22 protein-coding genes are annotated in these 20,503 nt (G+C 69.8%); 4 read left to right on the top strand and 18 right to left on the bottom strand.

Annotation, left to right across the window (positions count from 1 at the left end):
• Positions 1–3: 3 nt before the first annotated feature.
• The 6 genes from lpdA to yghU all read right to left on the bottom strand — a co-directional run bounded on the left by lpdA (position 4) and on the right by yghU (position 6,887).
• Complete coding sequence (gene lpdA, locus ACESM1_RS19305; protein WP_372622839.1) at positions 4–1,398, bottom strand: dihydrolipoyl dehydrogenase; 1,395 nt, start codon at positions 1,396–1,398, stop codon at positions 4–6.
• 5 nt (positions 1,399–1,403) lie between these two features.
• Positions 1,404–1,895, bottom strand: a complete 492-nt coding sequence (locus tag ACESM1_RS19300) for a GNAT family N-acetyltransferase (protein WP_372622838.1) — start codon at positions 1,893–1,895, stop codon at positions 1,404–1,406.
• A gap of 2 nt (positions 1,896–1,897) precedes the next feature.
• Positions 1,898–3,229 carry a pyruvate dehydrogenase complex dihydrolipoamide acetyltransferase gene (locus ACESM1_RS19295; protein WP_372622837.1) on the bottom strand — a complete coding sequence of 444 codons (1,332 nt, stop codon included), beginning with the start codon at positions 3,227–3,229 and terminating at the stop codon, positions 1,898–1,900.
• Between the two features lie 12 nt (positions 3,230–3,241).
• Positions 3,242–4,639, bottom strand: a complete 1,398-nt coding sequence (locus tag ACESM1_RS19290) for a pyruvate dehydrogenase complex E1 component subunit beta (RefSeq protein ID WP_372622836.1) — start codon at positions 4,637–4,639, stop codon at positions 3,242–3,244.
• Position 4,640: 1 nt separating this feature from the next.
• On the bottom strand, positions 4,641–5,663 hold the full coding sequence (gene pdhA / locus ACESM1_RS19285) for a pyruvate dehydrogenase (acetyl-transferring) E1 component subunit alpha (protein ID WP_372622835.1): 1,023 nt from the start codon (positions 5,661–5,663) through the stop codon (positions 4,641–4,643).
• A 348-nt stretch (positions 5,664–6,011) separates the two neighbouring features.
• Positions 6,012–6,887, bottom strand: a complete 876-nt coding sequence (yghU, locus tag ACESM1_RS19280; RefSeq protein ID WP_372622834.1) for a glutathione-dependent disulfide-bond oxidoreductase — start codon at positions 6,885–6,887, stop codon at positions 6,012–6,014.
• A gap of 257 nt (positions 6,888–7,144) precedes the next feature.
• On the opposite strand from yghU, the gene ACESM1_RS19275 reads away from it, so the two are divergent.
• Genes ACESM1_RS19275 through ACESM1_RS19265 form a run of 3 tightly spaced genes read left to right on the top strand, consistent with a single transcriptional unit; the run spans position 7,145 to position 9,536 of the window.
• Positions 7,145–7,699, top strand: a complete 555-nt coding sequence (locus ACESM1_RS19275; RefSeq protein ID WP_372622833.1) for a hypothetical protein — start codon at positions 7,145–7,147, stop codon at positions 7,697–7,699.
• Positions 7,700–7,740: 41 nt separating this feature from the next.
• Positions 7,741–8,949: a PQQ-dependent sugar dehydrogenase gene (locus tag ACESM1_RS19270; protein ID WP_372622832.1), complete on the top strand. Its 1,209-nt coding sequence runs from the start codon at positions 7,741–7,743 to the stop codon at positions 8,947–8,949.
• On the top strand, positions 8,949–9,536 hold the full coding sequence (locus ACESM1_RS19265; RefSeq protein WP_372622831.1) for a c-type cytochrome: 588 nt from the start codon (positions 8,949–8,951) through the stop codon (positions 9,534–9,536). Before ACESM1_RS19270 ends, ACESM1_RS19265 begins: the two co-directional genes overlap by 1 nt.
• 48 nt (positions 9,537–9,584) lie before the next feature.
• On the opposite strand, the gene pqqE is transcribed toward ACESM1_RS19265, so the two are convergent.
• Genes pqqE through pqqA form a run of 5 tightly spaced genes read right to left on the bottom strand, consistent with a single transcriptional unit; the run spans position 9,585 to position 12,629 of the window.
• The gene (gene pqqE, locus ACESM1_RS19260; protein ID WP_372622830.1) at positions 9,585–10,652 is read right to left on the bottom strand and encodes a pyrroloquinoline quinone biosynthesis protein PqqE; all 1,068 of its coding nucleotides are present in this window, start codon (positions 10,650–10,652) and stop codon (positions 9,585–9,587) included.
• A complete protein-coding gene (pqqD, locus tag ACESM1_RS19255; RefSeq protein ID WP_372622829.1) occupies positions 10,649–10,906 on the bottom strand; it encodes a pyrroloquinoline quinone biosynthesis peptide chaperone PqqD in 258 nt (85 codons plus the stop codon). Before pqqD ends, pqqE begins: the two co-directional genes overlap by 4 nt.
• Positions 10,903–11,625 carry a pyrroloquinoline-quinone synthase PqqC gene (pqqC, locus tag ACESM1_RS19250; RefSeq protein ID WP_372622828.1) on the bottom strand — a complete coding sequence of 241 codons (723 nt, stop codon included), beginning with the start codon at positions 11,623–11,625 and terminating at the stop codon, positions 10,903–10,905. Before pqqC ends, pqqD begins: the two co-directional genes overlap by 4 nt.
• Complete coding sequence (gene pqqB, locus ACESM1_RS19245) at positions 11,622–12,524, bottom strand: pyrroloquinoline quinone biosynthesis protein PqqB (RefSeq protein WP_372622827.1); 903 nt, start codon at positions 12,522–12,524, stop codon at positions 11,622–11,624. The genes pqqC and pqqB overlap by 4 nt, the downstream gene beginning before the upstream one ends.
• Before the next feature lie 24 nt (positions 12,525–12,548).
• On the bottom strand, positions 12,549–12,629 hold the full coding sequence (gene pqqA, locus ACESM1_RS19240) for a pyrroloquinoline quinone precursor peptide PqqA (protein WP_372622873.1): 81 nt from the start codon (positions 12,627–12,629) through the stop codon (positions 12,549–12,551).
• 124 nt (positions 12,630–12,753) lie between these two features.
• Here pqqA and ACESM1_RS19235 point away from each other — a divergent pair, with 124 nt between their 5' ends.
• Positions 12,754–13,167: a hypothetical protein gene (locus ACESM1_RS19235; RefSeq protein WP_372622826.1), complete on the top strand. Its 414-nt coding sequence runs from the start codon at positions 12,754–12,756 to the stop codon at positions 13,165–13,167.
• 25 nt (positions 13,168–13,192) lie between these two features.
• Here ACESM1_RS19235 and ACESM1_RS19230 read toward each other — a convergent pair whose 3' ends face one another.
• The 7 genes from ACESM1_RS19230 to hisD form a co-directional block, all read right to left on the bottom strand.
• A complete protein-coding gene (locus ACESM1_RS19230) occupies positions 13,193–13,468 on the bottom strand; it encodes a hypothetical protein (RefSeq protein WP_372622825.1) in 276 nt (91 codons plus the stop codon).
• A 207-nt stretch (positions 13,469–13,675) separates the two neighbouring features.
• Positions 13,676–14,635 (bottom strand): Bug family tripartite tricarboxylate transporter substrate binding protein, encoded by a 960-nt coding sequence (locus ACESM1_RS19225; RefSeq protein ID WP_372622824.1) that lies wholly within the window; start codon positions 14,633–14,635, stop codon positions 13,676–13,678.
• Complete coding sequence (gene betC / locus ACESM1_RS19220) at positions 14,632–16,191, bottom strand: choline-sulfatase (RefSeq protein ID WP_372622823.1); 1,560 nt, start codon at positions 16,189–16,191, stop codon at positions 14,632–14,634. Before betC ends, ACESM1_RS19225 begins: the two co-directional genes overlap by 4 nt.
• Positions 16,192–16,208: 17 nt before the next feature.
• On the bottom strand, positions 16,209–17,198 hold the full coding sequence (locus tag ACESM1_RS19215) for a zinc-dependent alcohol dehydrogenase (RefSeq protein WP_372622822.1): 990 nt from the start codon (positions 17,196–17,198) through the stop codon (positions 16,209–16,211).
• 10 nt (positions 17,199–17,208) lie between these two features.
• Positions 17,209–17,979, bottom strand: a complete 771-nt coding sequence (locus tag ACESM1_RS19210) for an SDR family NAD(P)-dependent oxidoreductase (RefSeq protein ID WP_372622821.1) — start codon at positions 17,977–17,979, stop codon at positions 17,209–17,211.
• A complete protein-coding gene (locus tag ACESM1_RS19205; protein WP_372622820.1) occupies positions 17,976–19,187 on the bottom strand; it encodes a DegT/DnrJ/EryC1/StrS family aminotransferase in 1,212 nt (403 codons plus the stop codon). The genes ACESM1_RS19210 and ACESM1_RS19205 overlap by 4 nt, the downstream gene beginning before the upstream one ends.
• A complete protein-coding gene (gene hisD / locus ACESM1_RS19200; protein ID WP_372622819.1) occupies positions 19,187–20,500 on the bottom strand; it encodes a histidinol dehydrogenase in 1,314 nt (437 codons plus the stop codon). Before hisD ends, ACESM1_RS19205 begins: the two co-directional genes overlap by 1 nt.
• Between the last annotated feature and the right edge of the window lie 3 nt (positions 20,501–20,503).

The following is a 20,503-nucleotide window of genomic DNA, read 5'->3' as shown; positions in this document are numbered from 1 at the left end:
CAATCAGATGTGGATGACCCGGCCATAGGCGTCCAGCACCGCCTCGTGCATCGTCTCCGACACGGTCGGATGCGGGAAGACGGTATGCATCAGCTCGACCTCGGTGGATTCCAGGGTACGGGCGATGCCGTAGCCCTGGATCAGCTCGGTGACTTCCGGCCCGGCCATGTGGGCGCCGAGCAGCTCGCCGGTCTTCGCATCGAACACCGTCTTCACCAGCCCTTCCGGCTCGCCCATGGCGATGGCCTTGCCGTTGCCGATGAAGGGGAAGCGGCCGACGCGGACCTCATGGCCGAGTTCCTTCGCCTTCGCCTCGGTGAGGCCGACGCTGGCCACCTGCGGCCGGCAATAGGTGCAGCCGGGGATGTTCAGCACGTCCATCGCATGCGGGTGCCTGCCTGCGATCGCCTCGACGGTGATGATCGCCTCGTGGCTCGCCTTGTGCGCCAGCCAGGGCGGACCGCAGAGGTCGCCGATGGCGTACACGCCGGGCTCGCCCGTGTTGCCGAAGGGGTCGGTGACGACATGCGTCTTCTCGACCTTCACCTTCGTGCCTTCCAGCCCGAGATCCTCGACATTGCCGACGATGCCGACGGCGGAGATCAGGCGGTCGGCCGTGATCTCCTGCACCTTGCCGCCAGCCTCGATCACGGCGGTGACGCTGTCGGCGTTCTTCCGCACGCCCTGCACGCGGGCGCCGGTCAGCAGCTTCATGCCCTGCTTGGTGAAGGACTTGGCGACGAAGGCCGAGATCTCCTCATCCTCCACCGGCAGGATGCGATCCACCACTTCGACGAGCGTCACCTGCGCGCCCATGTTGAGGTAGAAGCTGGCGAACTCCGACCCGATGGCGCCGGACCCGACCACGATCAGCGACTTCGGCATGGCGGCCGGCGTCATCGCCTCGCGGTAGGTCCAGATCAGCTTGCCGTCCGGCTCCATCCCAGGGATGACTCGCGCGCGCGCGCCGGTGGCGAGGATGATGTGCTTGGCCGCGATCTCCGCGACCGGCTTGCCGTCCTTGGTGACGGCCAGCTTGCCAGGCCCAGCGAGCTTGCCGTGGCCATCGAACACCGTCACCTTGTTCTTCTTCATCAGGTGCTTCACGCCGGCCGAGAGCTGGCCCGCCACGCCGCGGCTGCGCTTGATGACCTTGTTGAAGTCGAACCGGATGTTGTCGGCGGCAAAGCCGTACTGGTCGAGCGAGTGCAGCAGGTGGTTGATCTCGCTGGCCCGCAGCAGCGCCTTGGTCGGGATGCAGCCCCAGTTGAGGCAGATGCCGCCGAGGTTCTCGCGTTCGACCAGCGCTGTCTTCATGCCGAGCTGGCTGGCGCGGATCGCCGCGACATAGCCGCCGGGTCCGCCGCCCACCACCACGATGTCGAATGTCTCGGCCATGGGTGTCATCCTTGCCGTGCGGCGAGCGCGGCAAGCGCATCACCGGTCAGTTGCTGCAGCGTCCAGCCCTCGCGCGGCTTCGCGCCGATGGCGCGGTAGAAGGCGATCGAGGGCGCGTTCCAGTCCAGCACGGACCATTCCATCCGCCCGCAGCCCTGCGCCAGCGCACGCGAAGCGAGATGGCCGAATATCGCCGTGCCGATCCCCTTCCCGCGCAGCGCCGGATCCACGAAGACATCCTCGACATAGAGCGAGGGGCGGCCGATGAAGGTCGAGAAGCTGTAGTACCACACGGCGAAGCCAACCGGCTCGCCATCCCATTCCGCGATCAGGGCTTCGGCGCGGCGCGGTTCCTCGAACAGGAACCTCGCCAGCGTCGCTTCATCCGCGCGGACTTCGTGCGCCAACCGCTCGTACTCCGCGAGCGCACGGATGAAGCGAAGCACGAGGCGCAGATCCTCGCGCCCCGCATCGCGCAGGCGAAGGCGGTCCGCCATGCCTACAGCATCAGGCTCAGCGGCTGCTCGACGATGCGCTTGAACTCCGCGATCCACTCCGCCGCCAGCGCACCATCCACGATGCGATGGTCAACGCTGAGCGTGCAGGTCATCACCGTGGCGACCGCCAGTGCGCCGTCCTTCACCACCGGTCGCTGCTGGCCTGCGCTCACTGCCAGGATGCCGGCCTGCGGCGGATTGATGATCGCGCTGAAGTCGCTGACGCCGTACATCCCCATGTTGGAGATGCTGAAGCCGCCGCCCTGGAACTCCTCAGGCTTCAGCTTGCCGGATTTCGCGCGCGCGGCAAGGTCCTTCATCTCGGCGCTGATCGCGGCGAGGCCCTTCTGGTCGGCCTTGCGGATGATCGGCGTGATCAGCCCGTCCGGGATGCTGACGGCGACCGAGATGTCCACATCGTCGTAGAGGATCGCCGCCTCGTCCGTCCAGGAGGCGTTGACCTTCGGGATGCGCCGAAGCGTCACCGCCGCCGCCTTGATCACCAGGTCGTTGACCGAGAGCTTGAACGCGCCCGGCCCTTCCTTGGGCGAGGCAGCGTTGAGCTGGCCGCGCAGCTTCAGCAGCGCATCCAGCTCGATATCCATGGTGACGTAGAAATGCGGGATGGTCGCCTTCGACTCCGAGAGCCGTCGCGCGATGACCTTGCGCATCGTGCTGTGCGGCACCGCCTGGTGCGGCCCAAGGGCGGCAAGGTTGACCGGGGCTGCCGGCGCCCTCGGGGCCGGTGCGGGTGCGGCTGCCGGTGCAGCCTGGGCCTGCGGGGCCGGGGCGGCCTTGGCTGCCGGCCCCTTCGCCAGCGCCGCCTCGATATCCGCTTTCACGATGCGTCCGTTCGGGCCGCTGCCGTTGAGGCCCGACAGCTCGATCCCCGCCTGCTGCGCCATTCGCTTCGCGAGCGGCGAGGCGATGATGCGGTCGCCGCCGGAGTGGCCATTCGCCGCTGGCGCCACGGAAGGCGTGGTGGCCTGCACGGGCGCCTCCGCCCTCGGCGCAGGCGCAGGCGCCGGCTCGGTCTTTGGCGTGGCCGGCGCCGGCGCGGGCTTCGCGGCGGGCACGGCATCGGCCTTCTCGCCGGGTTCGACCAGCACGGCGATCACGTCATTGACCTTCACGCCCGCGGTGCCGCCGGCAACGACGATCTTGCCGAGGACGCCCTCATCCACGGCTTCCACTTCCATGGTCGCCTTGTCGGTCTCGATCTCGGCGATGATGTCGCCGGCCTTGACCGCCTCGCCTTCCTTCTTCAGCCAGCGCGCGAGGGTGCCCTCCGTCATGGTGGGCGAGAGCGCTGGCATCAGGATGTTCGTGGCCATCTGTGCGCGCTCCTACTTGTAGGTGACTTTGCGCACCGCCGCGACGACCTGCTCGAGCCGCGGCAGCGCCAGCTTCTCGAGGTTCGCCGCATAGGGCATCGGCACGTCTTCGCCACAGACGCGCACCGGCGGCGCGTCGAGGTCGTCGAAGCAGTTCTCGAGCACCTGCATCACGATCTCCGAGCCGATCCCGGCGAAGGGCCAGCCTTCCTCGACGGTGACGATGCGGTTGGTCTTCTTCACGCTGCGCGCGATGGTCGCGATGTCGAGCGGACGGATGGTGCGCAGGTTGATCACCTCCGCGCTGATGCCCTGCGCCGCCAGCGCCTCGGCCGCCTGCATGCAGAGCCCGACGGTGATGGAGAAGGAGACCAGCGTGACGTCGCTGCCCGCGCGCTCCACCTTCGCCTGGCCGATCGGCAGCACGAAATCCTCGTCCGTCGGGCAGTCGAAGGTCTGCCCGTAGAGGATCTCGTTCTCCAGGAAGATCACCGGGTTGGGGTCGCGGATGGCGGCCCGCAGCAGGCCCTTCGCATCCGCCGCCGACCAGGGTGAGATCACCTTCAGCCCCGGTATATGCGCATACCAGGACGCGTACTCCTGGCTGTGCTGCGCGGCGACGCGCGCGGCGGCGCCGTTGGGGCCGCGGAAGGTGATCGGACAGCCGAGCTGGCCGCCGGACATGTAGAGCGTCTTGGCGGCGCTGTTGATGATCTGGTCGATCGCCTGCATCGAGAAGTTGAAGGTCATGAATTCGACGATCGGCTTCAGCCCGGTGAAGGCCGCGCCGACTGCCATGCCGGTGAAGCCGTGCTCGGTGATCGGCGTGTCGATCACCCGCTTCGGGCCGAACTCCTCCAGCAGGCCCTGGCTGATCTTGTAGGCGCCCTGGTACTGGGCGACCTCCTCGCCCATCAGGAACACGTCCTTGTCGGCGCGCATCTCAGCCGCCATGGCGTCGCGCAGCGCCTCGCGCACGGTAATGGGCTTCGTCGCGCCCCAATCCTTCTCGGGCGCCGCGGCCTTGGGCTGGGCGGGCAGGCTGGCGGCACCCTCATTCCTGTCCTGGCCCCGGGCCGCGACGGCGCCGTGATCCTCGGCCTTCGGCAGCGGGGCGGCGGCTTCGCGCTGCGCGGGCGCCTTCTCGGTGGGCCCTGCCGCACCGGCACCGGCGCCGCCGTTCAGCTCCGCGATCGGCGTGTTCACCGCGACGGCATCGGTGCCCTCGGGCACCAGGATCGCGGTCAGCGTGCCCTCGTCCACCGCTTCGACCTCCATGGTCGCCTTGTCGGTCTCGATCTCGGCGATGACGTCCCCGGCGCGCACGTTGTCGCCTTCCTTCTTCAGCCAGCGGGCAAGCTTGCCTTCCGTCATGGTCGGCGACAGCGCAGGCATCAGGATCTGCGTCATCTCAGCGCGCCTTCTCGAGCAGGATGTCGGTGTAGAGCTCGCTTTCATCCGGCTCGGGCGAGGTCTGCGCGAAATCCGCGGCGTCCTGCACGATGCCCTTCACCTCGTCGTCGATCACCTTCAGTTCAGATTCCGGCACGCCATGCGAATCCAGCAGCAGCTTGCGCGCGGTCTCGATGCAGTCGTTCTGCTCACGCATCTTCTGCACTTCCTCCCGGGTTCGGTATTTCGCCGGGTCGGACATGGAGTGGCCGCGATAGCGGTAGGTCTTCATCTCCAGCAGGTAGGGGCCGTTGCCGGCGCGGCAGTGGGCGACGGCGCGCTCGCCGGCTTCCTTCACCGCGATCACGTCCATTCCGTTCACCTGTTCGCCCGGGATGCCCCAGGGTGCACCGTTCCTCGACAGGTCGCGCGAGGCGGAAGCACGCTCGACGCTGGTGCCCATGCCGTACTTGTTGTTCTCGATCACGAAGATCACCGGCAGCTTCATCAGCGCGGCCAGGTTGAAGCTCTCGAAGACCTGGCCCTGGTTCGACGCGCCCTCGCCAAAATAGGTGACGGAAACGTTGTCGGTGCCGCGATACCAGTTCGCGAAGCCCAGCCCGGTGCCAAGCGAGACTTGCGCGCCGACGATGCCGTGGCCGCCGAAGAAGCCCTTCTCGCGGCTGAACATGTGCATCGAGCCGCCCTTGCCCTTGGAGTAACCGCCGATGCGTCCGGTCAGCTCTGCCATGACGCCGCGCGCCTCCATGCCGGTGGCCAGCATGTGTCCGTGATCGCGGTAGGAGGTAATGACCTGGTCGCCCTCCTTCAGGCACATCTGCAAGCCCACCACCACGGCCTCCTGGCCGATATAGAGGTGGCAGAAGCCGCCGATCAGGCCCATGCCGTAGAGCTGCCCGGCCTTCTCCTCGAAGCGGCGGATCAGCAGCATATCGCGATAGGCGCGCATCAGCTGCTCGCGGGTGATAGCGGGCTCCTTCGCCCCCTTTCCGCGCGGCTTCCGGGTGGCAGCCTCGGCCATGCCGTTTTCCTCCTTGGCGAGCTCAGCTTCGCGCATCTACGCGGCCCAGCGGGTCGGTGCAAGTTCGGCTCCTCGGCGGAAAGCACTGATGGTGCAACGCAAAATGCGAATTAACCGAAGAGAAGTTAACCGCGATCGGGGCGTCGCTTCCGAAGGCGCGAGGTCACGCAGCCGGATTGGCAGGCCTGAGGGCGCCCCTGCCCAGGCGAAGCGGACCCGCAACGACTATGGTTTCAGCGCGCGGGGAGCTACACCGGGCGCGACGTGGCCGACCAGATCGCCCCGATCAACGATGTTGCTCGGTGGTGAAGAGGGTAAGGCTCGGAAGATAGCCCCTCTCGCCGGCGGCTATTCGGCGGCCTTCAGCTTGTCCTGGGTCTTGGTGTCGAAGTCGCTGGCGTCGTGCCGCTCCCAGAGCTGGCTCGCAGGGTCGCCAGATGTGCGGTTGACCATGCGTCCGCGCTGCACCGCCGGACGCTCGCCGATCAGGTCCGCCCAGCGCTGCACATGCTTGTAGGATTTCACTTCGAGGAACTCGGCGGCGCCATAGAGCCAGCCCTTCACCAGACCGCCATACCACGGCCAGATCGCCATGTCGGCGATCGTGTACTCGTCCCCGGCCACATAGGGGCTGCCGGCCAGGCGACGATCGAGCACATCCAGCTGGCGCTTCACCTCCATGGTGAACCGGTCGATCGGATACTCCATCTTCGTCGGCGCATAGGCATAGAAGTGGCCGAAACCCCCGCCGAGATAGGGCGCGCTACCCATTTGCCAGAACAGCCAGGAGAGGCATTCCGCACGCGCAGCCCCCGCCGTCGGCAGGAAGGCACCGAACCCCTCCGCAAGATGGACGAGGATCGCGCCGGACTCGAAGATCCGGATCGGCGTCGGTCCGCTGCGGTCGACCAGCGCCGGGATCTTCGAGTTGGGGTTCACTGCAACAAAGCCGCTGCTGAACTGCGCGCCCTCGCCAATCCGGATCAACCAGGCGTCATACTCGGCGCCTTGATGACCGAGGGCGAGGAGCTCCTCCAGCATGACGGTTACCTTCACCCCATTCGGCGTTCCCTGGGAGTAAAGCTGGAGCGGGTGACGGCCGACCGGCAGTTCCTTCTCATGGGTCGGTCCCGCGATCGGGCGGTTGATGTTCGCGAAGCGGCCGCCGTTGGCCTTGTTCCAGGTCCAGACCTCGGGCGGGACGTATTCAGACGGGCCATTCATGCAACCAGCTCCAGGTAGCGCTCAGCGGGACACTCCCGCTGCAGCGTGGCCGCTCATAGGTGGTTGCAGCTCGGCGAGCGACGAGGGGTCAGGTGGCTCGCGCAAGCGTGGAAGCCGGCCGGCGGTGTGCCTCCAGCCCGAGCTCGCAACGCCCCTGCTCCATGGTCGAGAGCCGACACAGCTCGACCGCGTAGCGCAGGGCGCCTGCCCCGCCCGGCCCGGCGGATGCGGTCGGCGACCTCGACCGTGACGCCCTGATGCGTCTTCAGGCAGGCGAAAAAGCCGCGGACCGTGTGCGGCTGGCCTGGGCGGATGGCGCCGACGTGCCGCTGTCCGACATCAGCATCTGCCCGTTGGTCCAGCCAGGCGCCCGCCACCGACCCGCTGCCTCAGCCAGCCGCCGATCGGGTCGATGCAATGGGGCGCCGGCGACCGGCAATCCCCTGGTCTACGGCCGCTCGATGCCCGGACCGATGGCCTTGGCCGGCGCGGCCGGCATCGAGGCGTTGAACCCGTCGACCAGCTGCCAGGGCGCGGTCGACATCTCCGGCTGGATCATGACCGACGTGGAGTGGCTGCACGCCTACTCGGCGAACCTCACCGCAGCGCATCTCGGCAGCCGCGCGCTGCGCAACGTCCCGCGCCCTGTGCTGCGCCCGACGTCCACCGGCGCGGCGCGGTTGATGCTCCAGGCCGCACGCATTTCGCCGGCGGTAGAAGTGCGCACCGGGGAATTCGCGCAATCACGCGCGATGACGGTTTGCTTTCGAAGTCGGATCTTGCAGGAACTGCAGTTTCGTTCTTCCATCTAACCTCAACGCCCGGAGCGGGCAGTGGGGGAAACGCCATGAACATGAGACGCCTTGTGCTTGGCCTGGCTGCGGCCCTCCTTGCAGGCCCGGCCTTCGCGCAGCAAGCCGCGCCGGTGCCGGGATGGGCAGTCGGACGGCCGGAGGGCTCCACCCTTGCGCCGCACGCGCCGCGCCTGACGGTGACGCCGCGGGAACAGGTTCCCGTATCGGCGCTCCGCTTGCCTGCGGGCTTCCGCGCCGAAATCTACGCGCACGGGATTCCCGGCGCCCGGATGATGGCCGAGGGGCCGAACGGCACGATCTTCGCCGGCACGCGTGCGATCGGCCGCGTCTATGCCGTCAGCCGCAACGCGGACGGCACCACGCGCACGCGCATCATCGCGCAGGGCCTGCCTCAGCCGAACGGCCTGGTGATGATCGGCGACAGCCTCTACGTCTTCGCCGTCAACCGCGTGCTGCGCTACGACAACATCGAGGCGAACCTCGACAACGTGCCCGCGCCTGTGGATCTCACGGCAGCCTTCGCCCTGCCGACGGAGCAGGATCATGCCGGCAACCATCATTGGAAATTTGCCGCGCTCGGCCCGGACGGCCGGATCTACCTGAACGTCGGCGTGAAGTGTAACATCTGCGAATTCGATCGCGACCAGTTCGCGCTGCTCGTCTCCTTCAAGCCCGACGGCAGCGACCGCCGGATCGAGGCGCGCGGCATCCGCAACAGCGTCGGCATGGCGCACCACCCCGTCACGCGCGAGCTCTGGGCCACCAACAACGGCCGCGACTGGGCCGGCAATGACTGGCCGAACGACACGCTGCACCGCATCCGGCGCAGCGGCGAGGATCACGGCTTCCCCTTCTGCTCCGGCGGCAGCGCCGATCCGCAGCACAACGCCGGGCGCAACTGCAGCGAATTCGTCCAGCCCGCGGCGCTGCTCGGCCCGCATGTTGCCGCGCTCGGCATGCGCTTCTACACCGGCACGATGTTCCCCGAGCAGTACCGGAATCAGATCTTCATCGCCCGCCGCGGCTCCTGGAATCGCGAGCGCCTGACCGGCTACGACGTGGTGGTCGCGCATCTCGACGCACAGGGCAATGTGGCGCGGATCGAGGAATTCATGACCGGGCTGCGCGACGACGCGAACCAGCGCTTCCTCGACCGGCCGGTCGACGTGCATGTGATGCGCGATGGCTCGCTGCTTGTCGCCGGCGAGCAGATGGGCGCGATCTACCGCATCACTTACCAGCGCTGATGCTGCTGAGCCTGCTGGCGGCGGCCGTGATGGCCGCCGCCTTTTCCGGCGCGGCCGTGGCTCAGGATGCCCGGCGCGGCGCCGAACTCGCCGCGCACAGCTGCGGCAACTGCCACGGCGCGGATGGCCGCAGCCAGATGGCCGACATCCCCTCTCTCGCCGGCCAGCCAGCCGGCTACGTCACGGTGCAGCTGATCCTGTTCCGCGAGGGGATACGCCAAGTGCCTGCGATGCTCGCCTTCGCGGCGAACATGCCGGACAAGGACGTGGAAGACTTGGCAGCATATTATGCCAGCCTGCCGCCCGGTCCGCCGGATGACCGCGGGCCCCGCGAGGATGCGCTGTTCGCGGCCGGCCGGGCGGTGGCCGAGGCGCGGAACTGCGGCGTCTGCCACCTACCCGGCTTCGCGGGCCGCGAGCAGGTTCCGCGCCTCGCCGCACAGCGGGAGGAGTACCTCGTCCGCGCCATGACCGAGTATCGCGATGGAAACCGCGTCGGCGTCGACTCGCAGATGAACGGGGCGGTCTTCGGCCTCTCCAACGCCGACCTCGCGGCGCTCGCGCATTATCTCTCGCATCTGGACTGAGCCCGGCCGGGAGCCGACGGCCGGTCCGGTCGCCGTGCTGCTTGGGCGTCAGCCGAACTCGCGGTAGCGGAACTCGGCTTGGCCTGCCTCCGCAAGCGCAGCGGCGAGCAATCCGTGGTGGGGTGAGAGGGCGCAGGCGGGATCCGTGGCCGCGGCGTCGCCGATCAGGGCGAAGGCCTGGCAGCGGCAGCCGCCCCAGTCGCGTTCGGCGCGTTCGCAGCCCCGGCAGGGTTCGGGCATCCAGGCCGTGCCGCGGAAGCGGTTGAAGGCCTCGCTGTCCTCCCAGGCCTCTCGGAGCGAGGTATCCCGCACATTCGGGAAGGCCATGCCGGCGACGGATTCCGCGGCGTGGCAGGGCAGCACGCGGCCGGCGGGCGAAACGCCGAGGAAGCGGTTGCCCCAGCCGCCCATGCAGGCCTTGGGTCGCGCCGCATGGTAGTCGGGCACCACGTAGTCGATGACCAGGCGGCCACGATGAGCCTGCCGCGCCGCATCGACCACGTGCGTCGCGGCGTCGAGTTGTTCGCGCGTCGGCAGCAGTGCGGCGCGGTTTGCGAGCGCCCAGCCGTAGTACTGCACATGCGCGACCTCGAGCCGTGCGGCGCCCCAGGCGAGCGCCGTCTCGATCAGCCGCGGCAGGTTGTGCAGGTTCTGCCGGTGGACGACGGCGTTCAGCGTCAGCGGCAGCCCGGCCTCGCGAACCATGCGCGCTGCGGCGTCCTTGCGGGCGTGGGCACCCTTCATGCCGCCGATGCGCTCGGCGCCGGAAGGGTCCGCGTCCTGCACCGAGAGCTGGACGTGATCGAGGCCCGCCGCCTTCAGCCGCGCCACGAGCGGCGAGTCGAACAGCACGCCGGCCGTGATCAGGTTGGTGTACAGGCCGGCGCCATGCGCGGCGGCGGTGATCTCGACGATGTCGCGCCGCGCAGTGGGCTCCCCGCCGGAGAGATGCACCTGCAGGCAGCCGAGCGCCGCGGCTTCCTCGAAGACGCGCGCCCATTCGGCCGTCGTCAGCTCGGCCGAGGCGCGCGTGAGCTCGACCGGGTTCGAGCAATAGGGGCAGCGCAGCGGGCACCGGTGCGTGAGCTCCGCCAGCAGCGCGAGCGGCGCGGTCATGCCAGCAGCGCGCCGCGCGCGATCAGGTCGTCCAGCATGGCGAGCACGTCGGCCGCGATGACGTCCCGTGGCGCCTCGAACCTGGCGGCCAGCGCGTCGACGATCGCATCGACATCGCGTGCGCCGTCGACCAGGCGGAGCACCTCCAGCGCCGTCTCGTCCGGCACGAACATCCGCTCCGGCGCCATGACCACCCAGCGCTCGCGCGCCTTGTCATGGTGCAGGCGAACCCCGGGGGCGAAGCGCGGCGTCATGGGCGGAAGGCGCCGGGCGGCGGCAGCCCGGGCGCCACATAGGCGAAGTGCAGCGCGTCCAATTGCGCCCAGAGGAGATCGCATTTGAAGCGAAGCGCCGCCAGGACCTGCGCCTGCTTCTCCGCCGTGTCGGCGTTTTCCTTCACGTAGGAGAGCGCGAAGGCGACGTCCTGCGGCGCCTGGGTCAGACGCGGCGTGAAGTAGGCGAGCGTGTCCTGCGTCACGAAGTCGTAGTTCCGCAGCATGCCCGAGACGCGCTGCGTGATGATGTCGGGCGAGAACATCTCCGTCAGGGACGAGGCGATCGCCTCCAGCAGCGATTTCTCCCGCACGAAGCGGACATACGCGTCCACCGCGAAGCGCGTCGCCGGCAGCAGGCCCTCCAGCGAGACGACATAGTCGCGGTCGAGGCCGAGTCCGTCGGTCAGCGCGAGCCAGCGATCGACGCCGCCGGGATGCACGCCGTCCCCGTCATGGTCCACCAAGCGCCGGCGCCATTCGCGGCGGAGGTCCGGCGTCGGCAGCCGCGCGAGCAGCGAGGCGTCCTTCGCGGGGATGGAGGCCTGGTAGTAGTAGCGGTTCAGTGCCCAGGCCTGAACCTGGCCCTTCGTCAGCCTCCCGCCATGCAGCATGTGATGGAAGGGGTGGAGGATGTGGTAGCGCTCCTCCCCGATCGCGCGCAGGGAGGCTTCGAGCGCTTCCGGCGACAGCAGGCTCACAGGCGGATCTCCATCCCGTCCTCCGCCACCTCCCAGCCCGCGGCCGCGAGGTGCGCGCGTTCGGGGCTGTCCGACAGCAGGGCGGGGTTCGTGTTGTTGATGTGGACGAAGATGCGGCGCGCGACGGAGATGGAGGCGAAGGCCTCGAGCGTCGAGCCCGGTCCCGTCATCGGCATGTGGCCCATGCGGCGACCGGTCTTGGGGCCGGCGCCGATGCGGATCATCTCGTCGTCGGTGAAGAGCGTGCCATCGAACATGACGCAGGCCGCGCCGGCCAGGCGCGCGCGGAGCGCGTCCGTCATCGTCGCGCAGCCCGGGACGTAGTGCAGCGTGCCGCCGCCGGCGGACAGCGCGACGCCCATCGCCTCCCCGCCCTCCGCCACGCCGGGGTCGCCGGCGCCTTCGGCGAAGAGCGGCACCTTGCCCGGCACCGCATAGGCCGTGACGGAGATGCCGAGCGCCTCGAAGGGTTCGTCGAGCGCGACGGCCCGGCGCAGGACGACGTCAGGGCTTAGCGCGCGGAAGATCGGGTTCGCATCGAGCACAGCAAGCGTCGATGGCGCGCCCAGCAACGTGAAGGCTTGCCGTTCCCGCAGGTGCAGAAGGCCCGCAATCGCATCGATCTCCGCCCCCGTCAGCAGCACTGCCTGGATCGGCGAATTGCGCAACGTGCCGGGTCGCGGATGCAGCGCACGCGTTTCGGAGATCTGTTGTCGCAGGTCCGGGCTGGCGTTCACCACCAGCCAGCGCTCGCCGTCGGTAGATACGGCTATGCTGGCTTGGCTCCGCGATGGGGCGGCGCGATCGCCTGCGCGCGACCGCAAACAGCCCGGCCCAGCGGAATTCCATTGCGGGAACCCGCCGCCGGCACCGGCGCCAAGCACGATGACCCGGAGCATGCAGTCAGGCCCCGGGCGGCAGCCTCAGCCGATCTCGGCGCAGGCGTAGCTGTTGATCTCGAGCGCGAGGGAGACTTCGACGATCTTGGGGGCCTTCCAGGCCATAACGATTTCCTCCGAGAGCAACCGGCGGAGCGCCGGCGCGGCAATGATGCAGCGTCCATCGGGCCACATCAAGCTGGTCCTGTTCCCGGCCGTTCGGGCGGCGACCATCTATGGCACGCCGATCATGGCGAGCCCCCCCCCCGCGAATGCCGCGGCGGTGGTGATGCCGAGCGCGCACATCGCGGTGGGCGGCGGCGCGCGGCGCGGCGCTGATTCAGTCCTCCAGGTGGCGGAGGGCACGGCGAGGATGGGCGAGCGGCAGGTCGGGCAGGAAGCGCTGTTGTACGGCTTCAGCCTCGAGGAGCCTGCCGGCGCTGCTGGGGAGGGCTGCTCTGCTGCTGGGGCCGTCAGCACGCCGGACGTCAGCAAGGTCAGCGCCTTCGCCTCCGCCAGCTCGGGCCGCTCGGCGAGCCTCCTGGCCCGCTTCCTGGCACGACAGGCGCGGGCACGCTCGGTGGAAGTCATGGGACGAGGGCCGATTGGTGGGCGGCCGGACCGGGGCATAGCGTTACTCCGCTTCCATGATCTGCCGCATTGACGTGTAGAGCTAACCCCAATGCTGTTCACTCTATGAGCCTGATTGCGGCGGTGAAGTTGACGCGGGTGGTTGGCTGCGGTGCGCGGGGTCGCAGTGGGTAGTTGCTCATCTGCGATAGCTGAGACTTGATCGGCTTGATCGCCAGCTTGTGGCCGATCGGGATGTCCGACTTGGCGTCGAACTCGATCATCTTGTCCTGGTCCATGATCCAGCCATTGAGGCGGGTGCCAGACTTCAGGCCCTCCACCACCACCACGCCTACGCTGTCGCCCTCGTCATGGACGACGAAATGAATGGCCACGTCCGTTCTCCTGGTCTCGTGCTGCATGCAGTATCAGGCCTCTTCAGCCGGCAGGCCGAAGGTCCTGCCCGGCGGCGCATACCTCCGGCAGCGACAACCTTGCGCCGGGCCCCACGGGGGACGCTGGCGGCAAGGCTGCCGCCGGGCGCGAGCCGGCAGCTGCCGATTGGCGCTCGATGCGCCGTTCCCGCTCATGAGCGGCCCCGCTCACTCGATCCGCGTAGCCACGGCGCGGGCGATCGCGCCAAAGCGCTCGGTATCGGTCCGGAGCAGCTGTGCCAGCACCTCCGGCCCTGTGGCCTGCACCTCCATCCCCAGCTCGGCCAGCCTGGCGCGCAGCGCCGGCTGCGAGGTGACAGCGATGAGTGCGTTGCTGAGCGTTGCCAGGGCCGGTGCGGGCACCCGCGCCGGCGCGAAGAAGGCGAACCAGGTGGTAGAGGTGTAGCCCTGCACGGTCTCCGCGATGGCCGGCAGGTCAGGCAGCGAGGCGATGCGCCTCGGTGTCGCGATCCCGATCAGCTTCACCTGCCCTTGGCGCCCGCGCAGGACTGCGCCGGGGCCGCTGTCCATGTGCAGATCCACCCGACCGGCCAGCACATCCGGCACGGGCGAGGCCCGATAGGGGACGTGCAGCAGCCTGATCCCGGCCTGCTGCTGGAGCAACTCCATCGCCAGATGGATGGGCGTCCCATTGCCTGGCGTGGCAAAGCTGATCGCTCCGGGCCGCGCCCGCGCCGCCGCCACCAGCCCGGCCATGTTGTCCACACCGAGGTGCGGGGAGGCAGTCAGTATGAGAGGTACATCGCCCAGCAGGCTGAGCGGTGCGAAATCCCGCATCGCGTCGTAGCTCAGCTGCGGCATCGTGGCGGGCGCGGAGGCGAGCGCCGCCGAGGTGAAGAGGATGGTGTGGCCATCCGGCATGGCAGTGGCGGCGGCGGCGGTGCCGATGGTCGCGCCCGCACCGGGCCGCGTCTCCACCACGATGGGCTGTCCCAGCACCTCGGAAAGCGGGGTCGTGATCATCCGGGCAATCAGATCAACCACCCCACCCGGCGGAAAAGGCACGATCATGCGCACCGGCCGGGTCGGAAAGGCCTGCGCCCGTGCCGCGCCGGAGAGCGGGATGGCGGAAGCGGCGAGCAGCAGCCCACGGCGTTGCAGGGTCATGGCATGTCCTCCGTCTTGCGGGGATGGTCGAGCGGCACGGGAGGCACGAAGGGCAGGCGGGAGCGGATCTTGGTCAGCGTCGGGCTGTCGCCGCTGCGGACATACTGCTTCGCCGCGTCGTTCGTCGGCTGCCAGTCCCACGGCGGCCGCTGCCCCTGCGCCAGCGCCGTGCGCAGCATGAGCCGGCGCTTCTGGCTGGCGAGCACGGCCGCGTGGAGACCCGGGACGTCCCAATGCGCGCGGATCGCAGCGATCATGGTGGCGACCTCCTCCGCATGCGCGGGCAGGTCGGCGAGGTTGCGGCTCTCATGCGGGTCGGTGGCGAGATCGAAGAGCTGCGGTCCGTGCGTCTCGCTCCAGATCATCTTGCGCGCGCCGCGCCGCAGCATGAGCCAAGGTTCGTCGCAGCCCTCGGCGGTGTATTCGCAGTGGACATCCAGCGGCCAGTCCGGTGCCTCGCCGCGAGCGAGCGGCAGCAGGTCCCGCCCCTCGAACGCGGTGGCGCGCGGCGCCTGCGCGGCCTGCGCCAGGATGGTGGGCGCGAGGTCGAGCAGCGAGGTGTTCTCCGCGCGTGCGACACCTTGCGGCCAGCCGGGCCCGGCGATGATCAGCGGCACGCGGACCGAGCCCTCGAAGAGGCACATCTTGAACCACATACCCCGCTCGCCGAGCATCTCGCCGTGGTCGGAGGTGAAGATCACGATGGTGTCCTCCGCCAGGCCCGCGGCCCGCAGCGTCGCCATCAGCTTGCCGAGCTTGTCGTCGATGTAGCTGGTCATCCCGTAATAGGCGTGGCGGGCGTTGCGCAGCCGCTCGGCCGTCACGTCATGCTCGTCGCAGCGGGTCAGCAGGTAGTGGCGCTGGCTGCGGCCATCCTGCTCCGCAAAGGGGATCGGCCCCTGTGCCGGCATGTCGATCTCCGCCGGGTCGTAGCGGTCCCAGTACTCGCGCGTGGTCACGAACGGGTTGTGTGGATGGGTGAAGGAGACGGTCATAAAGAAGGGCCGCTTGTCCTGATCGCGCGCCAGGTCGAAGAGCTTGCGCTCGGCGGCGTAGGCGACCTCCTCGTCGTAATCGAGCTGCAGGCTGCGCGCGCAAAGGCCGGCTTCCACCACGCCCAGCAGGCTCATCCTTGCGCCGGAGACCGGCGGGCCCGGCCTCTGCCAGTCGGGCGTCCAGGTGAAGTCGGAGGGGTAGATGTCCGTCGTCACCCGCTCCTCGTAGCCATGCAACTGGTCGGGGCCGACGAAGTGCATCTTGCCGGCGAGGATGGTGCGATACCCCTCGAGGCGCAGATGATGCATCAGCGTGGGCGTGGAGGAGGGGAAATCCGCGCCGTTGTCGAAGGCGCCGACCGCCGTCGCGCGCTGGCCGGTCAGCATGGAGGCGCGCGAGGGCGCGCAGATCGGGAAGTTGCAGTAGGTGTTGCCGAACACGGTGCCCTGCGCGCAGAGCGCGTCGATATGCGGCGTCCTGGCGACCTTGTTGCCATAGGCGGGCAGCACGCCCGCCGTCAGCTGGTCGGCCATCACCAGGAGGATGTTCGGCTTGCGCATGCGCTGTTCCTGTTGCGTCAGGGGAGGAGGATGATCTTGGCGGCGGCGGCAGCGCCGGCATCGATGTCCGCGACGGCGCGCGCGCCCTCGGCCAATGGCCGCGTCTCAAGCCAGTCGAGCGCGCCGAGGCGGCCCGTCACGAGAAGGCCGACGACGGTCCGGAACTCCTCCGGCGTGTAGCAATAGGTCCCGGTGAAGGTGATCTCCTGCAGCGTCAGGCGCCGGATATCGAGGCCCTCGGCGCCGGGGAGCAGGCCGGCGTGGACGATCACGCCGCCCGGACGCGCCAGTCGGCATGCGCTCGCGCGTGTCGCCGCCGCGCCGACCGCGTCCACGACCAGGTCGCAGGAGCCGTCCTCGGGGCCGCTCTCCGGCGGATGGCTGCGGGCGATGCCGGCACGCGCCGCGGTCTCGCGCCGGGCCGGGTTCGGCTCGACCAGCCAGACCTCGCCCGCGCCGGCCTGGACCAGCACGAGCCCGGCCGCGAGCCCGATGGCGCCGCCGCCGAGCACGGCGCAGCGCGCCGCAGGCAGCGGCCGTCCCAGCAGCCGGGCGCCATGATGCACCGCGTGGTAGGAGACGGCGACCGGCTCGGCGAGTGCGGCCTGCGCGGCCGGCATGTCCTCCGGGATCTCGGCCAGGTTCTCCTCCGGCGCGCGCAGCAACTCGGCGAAGGCGCCGGGGCGCGGCGGCATGGACAGGATCTCCCGGCGCGGCGAGAGATGCGGCCGGCCCTCGCGCGCGAAGGGGCAGTCCGCAGGCACGACGAGCGGGTTCACCGCCACGCGCTTCCCTGAAAGGCGCCCGGTCAGCACACGCCCCGCCGCCTCGTGGCCGAGGATTATCGGCGCCGGCCGGCGCGAATCATGGCCGTGGATCGCATGCATGTCGGAGCCGCAGATGCCGACCGCCTCCACGCGGATGATCGCCTCGCCCGGCGCGGGCGCGGGATCGGGCTCGTCCCGGTAGAGCAGGGTGTTCGGCGCGGTCTGGACGAGCGCTTTCACGGGCGATCCCTCACTTGGCCAGGAATCCGCCATCCACCGCGAGCACCTGGCCGGTGACATAGGCGGAGGCGTCGGATGCGAGGAACACGGCGGTGCCGTGCAGGTCCTCGAGCCGGCCGTTGCGGCCGATGCAGGTCTGCGCGGCGAGCTGCGCCGCGCGCCCGGCATCGGCGAAGACGGGCGCGGTCAGCTGCGTCGGAAAGAAGCCCGGCGCGATCGCGTTGCAGGTGATGCCGTGGCGCGACCAGGCCTCGGCCATGGCGCGCGTCAGCTGGGCGATGCCGCCCTTGGCGGCGCCATAGGGCGCGCTGTCGGGAAAGGCGCGGAAGGATTGCAGTGAGGCGATGTTGATGACGCGCCCCCAGCCGCACGCGGCCATGGCGGGGGCGAGCTTCTGCACCAGCAGGAAAGGCGCGCGCAGGTGCAGCGCCATGTGCAGGTCGAAGGCCTCGGCGGTGACCTGCGCGAAGGGCTGGCGCAGGTTCACGCCGGCGGCGTTGACCAGGATGTCTGGCGTGAGGCCGAGCGTGCCGAGCCGCGCGGCGACACGCTCCGCCGCGTCCGCTGCGGCGAGGTCGGCGGAGACGGTGTCGGCCTGCATCTGCTCGGCCCGCAGGGTGGACGCCGCGGCCTCGAGCTCCGCCGCGCGCCGCGAGCAGAGCACGAGGCGCGCGCCAGCCAGCCCGAGGGCGCGCGCGATGGCGAGGCCCAGCCCCGAATTGCCGCCCGTGACGAGCGCGGTGCGGCCCTCGAGCGAGAAAAGCTGCGCGAGACGGCTCATGGCGTGCGCGCCGCCGCCAGCTCGTCGCCGACGACCAGGCCGATGGTGGCGCAATCCGCCTCGGTCAGCGTCAGGGGGATGCGCATGTCGCAGAGCTGTGCGAGCACCGCGGCCGTACGTGGCGGCGATTGCGATTCGTGCAGGAAGCGCCAGTGGCGCGGCGCGCTGGTGTAGCCCTCCGCGGCCTCGGCGCCGAACCACTTCAGGAACACGCCGCGCGACCGGCAGCCGGCAAGGAAGCGGCGGAAGCCCTCCGCATCGAGCCCGGGCACGGCGAACTGGATTGAGCTCTGCACATGCTCCTCCTGTTGCGGCCGATGCGGCAGGCGGATGCCGGGAATCGCACCGAGCAGCGTGGCGAGCCGCGCATGGCGGTCATTCCAGACCCGCGCGCGCTCGGCCAGCAGGCGCAGCTGAGGACGTGCCAGCGCCGCGGCGAGGTTCGACAGCCGCAGCGAGAAATTGGGCGTGACGTCCTTCCAGCGCGCGAACACCTCCTCCGGTGGTCGGGCGCGATGCTGGCCGTAGAGCATGTAGCTGCCGGAGGCGAGGATCGCGCGCGCCGCCAGATCCGCGTCATCGGTGGCGAGCAGCCCGCCCTCGCCCGCATTGACGTGCTTGTAGGATTGCAGGCTGAAGCAGCCGGCGCGGCCGAAGCGGCCGGTCGGGTGGCCCGCCCAGCGCGCGCCCATGGTGTGGGCGCAATCCTCGATGACGGTCAGGCCCCGTTCGTTGCACAGCGCCATCAGCCGGTCCATGTCGGCGATGTGGCCGCGCATGTGCGACAGCAGCAGGTGCCGCGCGCCGCTCGCCTCCGCCTTCCGTGCCAGGTCCTCGATGTCGATGACGAGGTCCTGCGTCACCTCGACGACGACGGGTTGCGCGCCGGCATGGGCGATGGCGCCCGGCACCGGCGACAGCGTGAAGCCGTTCATCAGCACGCGGTCGCCCGGCTGCACGCCGCTGGTGTAGAGCGCCAGGAACATGGCGCTGCCGCAGGAGTTCACGCCGACGCAGTAGCGCGCGCCCAGCCCGGCGGCGAACTCCTCCTCGAGACGCGCGGCATCCGATGAATCGCCGAGCGTCTCGCCATAGCGGTGCAGCCAGCCGCCCCGCAGCAGCGCCTCGGCGGCCGCGATCGCCTCCTCCGGCACGGGAGGCGGCGCGCCGAGGTCGAGCGCGAGGCGAGGCGGCGCGTCGTGCCGCATCAGCCCTGCACCGGCTCGCCGAGCGGCAGGTTGTGGCCCGGGAACCAGCGCGCCAGGCGCAGATCCGCGGTGCGGGCATGCGCCTCCATCCCCTCGAGGCGGGAGATGCGCGCGGTGATCTCCGACAGGCGCTTCGCGCCCTCGCGCGTCGCGCTCTGCCAGGTGAGCGGCTTGAGGAACTTGTGCACCGAGAGCCCCGCCGAGTAGCGCGCGGCGGCCTTGGTCGGCAGCACGTGGTTGGGGCCGCTGCACTTGTCGCCGAAGGCGACCGTGCTCTCCTCGCCGAGGAAGAGGCTGCCGTAGTTCACCAGCCGCTCGCGCCACCAGCCGAGATCGGCGCATTGCACCTCGAGATGCTCGCTGGCGTAGCGGTCGGAGAGGGAAGCGGCTTCCTCGCGCGTGTCGCAGACCGCGACCTCGCCATAGTCGCGCCAGGCGGCGTCGGCGGCGTCGCGCGCGGTGGGCGGAAGGGCGGCGATAAGTTCCGGCACGCGCGCCATCGCCGCCTCGGCCAGCGCGCGGTCCAGCGCGATCAGCCAAGCCGGGGATTCATGGCCGTGTTCCGTCTGGCCGACCAGGTCGGCGGCGACGATCTCGGCATCGGCGGTGCCGTCGGCGATCACCGCGACTTCCGACGGGCCGGCGAAGACGTCGATGCCCACGCGGCCGAACAGCATGCGCTTGGCCTCGGCGACGAACTTGTTGCCGGGCCCGACGATCACATCCGCCGCGCGCCCGCTGAACAGCCCGAGCGCGAGCGCGGCGATGGCCTGCACGCCACCGAGCGTCAGGATGGTGTCGGCGCCTGCGCGGTGCATGGCGTAGAGCACCAGCGGATGGATGGGGCCCCCGCGATAGGGCGCGCTGCAGGCCACCACATCCTTCACGCCGGCGGCCTTCGCCGTCGCGATGCCCATATACGCGCTGGCGATATGCGCGTAGCGCCCGGTCGGCACATAGGCGCCGACGCACTCCACCGGCACCACGCGCTGCCCGGCCATGACGCCGGGCGCGACCTCGATCTCGAAGTCGGTGATGCTGGCGCGCTGGGCCTCGGCGAAGCGCCGCACATTGGCGATCGCCGCGTCGATGTCCTCGCGCGCCTGGGCCGGGATGGCCGCGGCGTTGCGGGCGATCTCCTCCTCCGTGACGAGGATCTCGCCCTCCCATTTGTCGAGCTCGCGGGCGAAACGGCGCGCGGCCGCCTCGCCCTCGGCCTCGATGGCGGCGATCATCCGTCCCGCCACCTCGCGCGCCGCATCCTCGTTGCTGGCGGGCGTCCGGGCGGCGCGCTTCAGCCAGGTGACCGCCATGGT

This window comes from Falsiroseomonas sp., from assembly GCF_041690465.1.
Taxonomy (GTDB): domain Bacteria; phylum Pseudomonadota; class Alphaproteobacteria; order Acetobacterales; family Acetobacteraceae; genus Falsiroseomonas.
The sequence above is the reverse complement of the archived record's forward strand: the minus strand, read 5'-3'. Positions and strand labels throughout refer to the sequence as shown.

Excerpts from the sequence above, each read along its gene's own strand:
- lpdA (WP_372622839.1), bottom strand. The coding sequence starts at position 1,398 with ATGGCCGAGACATTCGACATCGTGGTGGTGGGCGGCGGACCCGGCGGC.
- ACESM1_RS19300 (WP_372622838.1), bottom strand. The coding sequence starts at position 1,895 with ATGGCGGACCGCCTTCGCCTGCGCGATGCGGGGCGCGAGGATCTGCGC.
- ACESM1_RS19295 (WP_372622837.1), bottom strand. The coding sequence starts at position 3,229 with ATGGCCACGAACATCCTGATGCCAGCGCTCTCGCCCACCATGACGGAG.
- ACESM1_RS19290 (WP_372622836.1), bottom strand. The coding sequence starts at position 4,639 with ATGACGCAGATCCTGATGCCTGCGCTGTCGCCGACCATGACGGAAGGC.
- pdhA (WP_372622835.1), bottom strand. The coding sequence starts at position 5,663 with ATGGCCGAGGCTGCCACCCGGAAGCCGCGCGGAAAGGGGGCGAAGGAG.
- yghU (WP_372622834.1), bottom strand. The coding sequence starts at position 6,887 with ATGAATGGCCCGTCTGAATACGTCCCGCCCGAGGTCTGGACCTGGAAC.
- ACESM1_RS19275 (WP_372622833.1), top strand. The coding sequence starts at position 7,145 with ATGCGTCTTCAGGCAGGCGAAAAAGCCGCGGACCGTGTGCGGCTGGCC.
- ACESM1_RS19270 (WP_372622832.1), top strand. The coding sequence starts at position 7,741 with ATGAGACGCCTTGTGCTTGGCCTGGCTGCGGCCCTCCTTGCAGGCCCG.
- ACESM1_RS19265 (WP_372622831.1), top strand. The coding sequence starts at position 8,949 with ATGCTGCTGAGCCTGCTGGCGGCGGCCGTGATGGCCGCCGCCTTTTCC.
- pqqE (WP_372622830.1), bottom strand. The coding sequence starts at position 10,652 with ATGACCGCGCCGCTCGCGCTGCTGGCGGAGCTCACGCACCGGTGCCCG.
- pqqD (WP_372622829.1), bottom strand. The coding sequence starts at position 10,906 with ATGACGCCGCGCTTCGCCCCCGGGGTTCGCCTGCACCATGACAAGGCG.
- pqqB (WP_372622827.1), bottom strand. The coding sequence starts at position 12,524 with ATGCTCCGGGTCATCGTGCTTGGCGCCGGTGCCGGCGGCGGGTTCCCG.
- pqqA (WP_372622873.1), bottom strand. The coding sequence starts at position 12,629 with ATGGCCTGGAAGGCCCCCAAGATCGTCGAAGTCTCCCTCGCGCTCGAG.
- ACESM1_RS19235 (WP_372622826.1), top strand. The coding sequence starts at position 12,754 with ATGGCGAGCCCCCCCCCCGCGAATGCCGCGGCGGTGGTGATGCCGAGC.
- ACESM1_RS19225 (WP_372622824.1), bottom strand. The coding sequence starts at position 14,635 with ATGACCCTGCAACGCCGTGGGCTGCTGCTCGCCGCTTCCGCCATCCCG.
- betC (WP_372622823.1), bottom strand. The coding sequence starts at position 16,191 with ATGCGCAAGCCGAACATCCTCCTGGTGATGGCCGACCAGCTGACGGCG.
- ACESM1_RS19210 (WP_372622821.1), bottom strand. The coding sequence starts at position 17,979 with ATGAGCCGTCTCGCGCAGCTTTTCTCGCTCGAGGGCCGCACCGCGCTC.
- ACESM1_RS19205 (WP_372622820.1), bottom strand. The coding sequence starts at position 19,187 with ATGCGGCACGACGCGCCGCCTCGCCTCGCGCTCGACCTCGGCGCGCCG.
- hisD (WP_372622819.1), bottom strand. The coding sequence starts at position 20,500 with ATGGCGGTCACCTGGCTGAAGCGCGCCGCCCGGACGCCCGCCAGCAAC.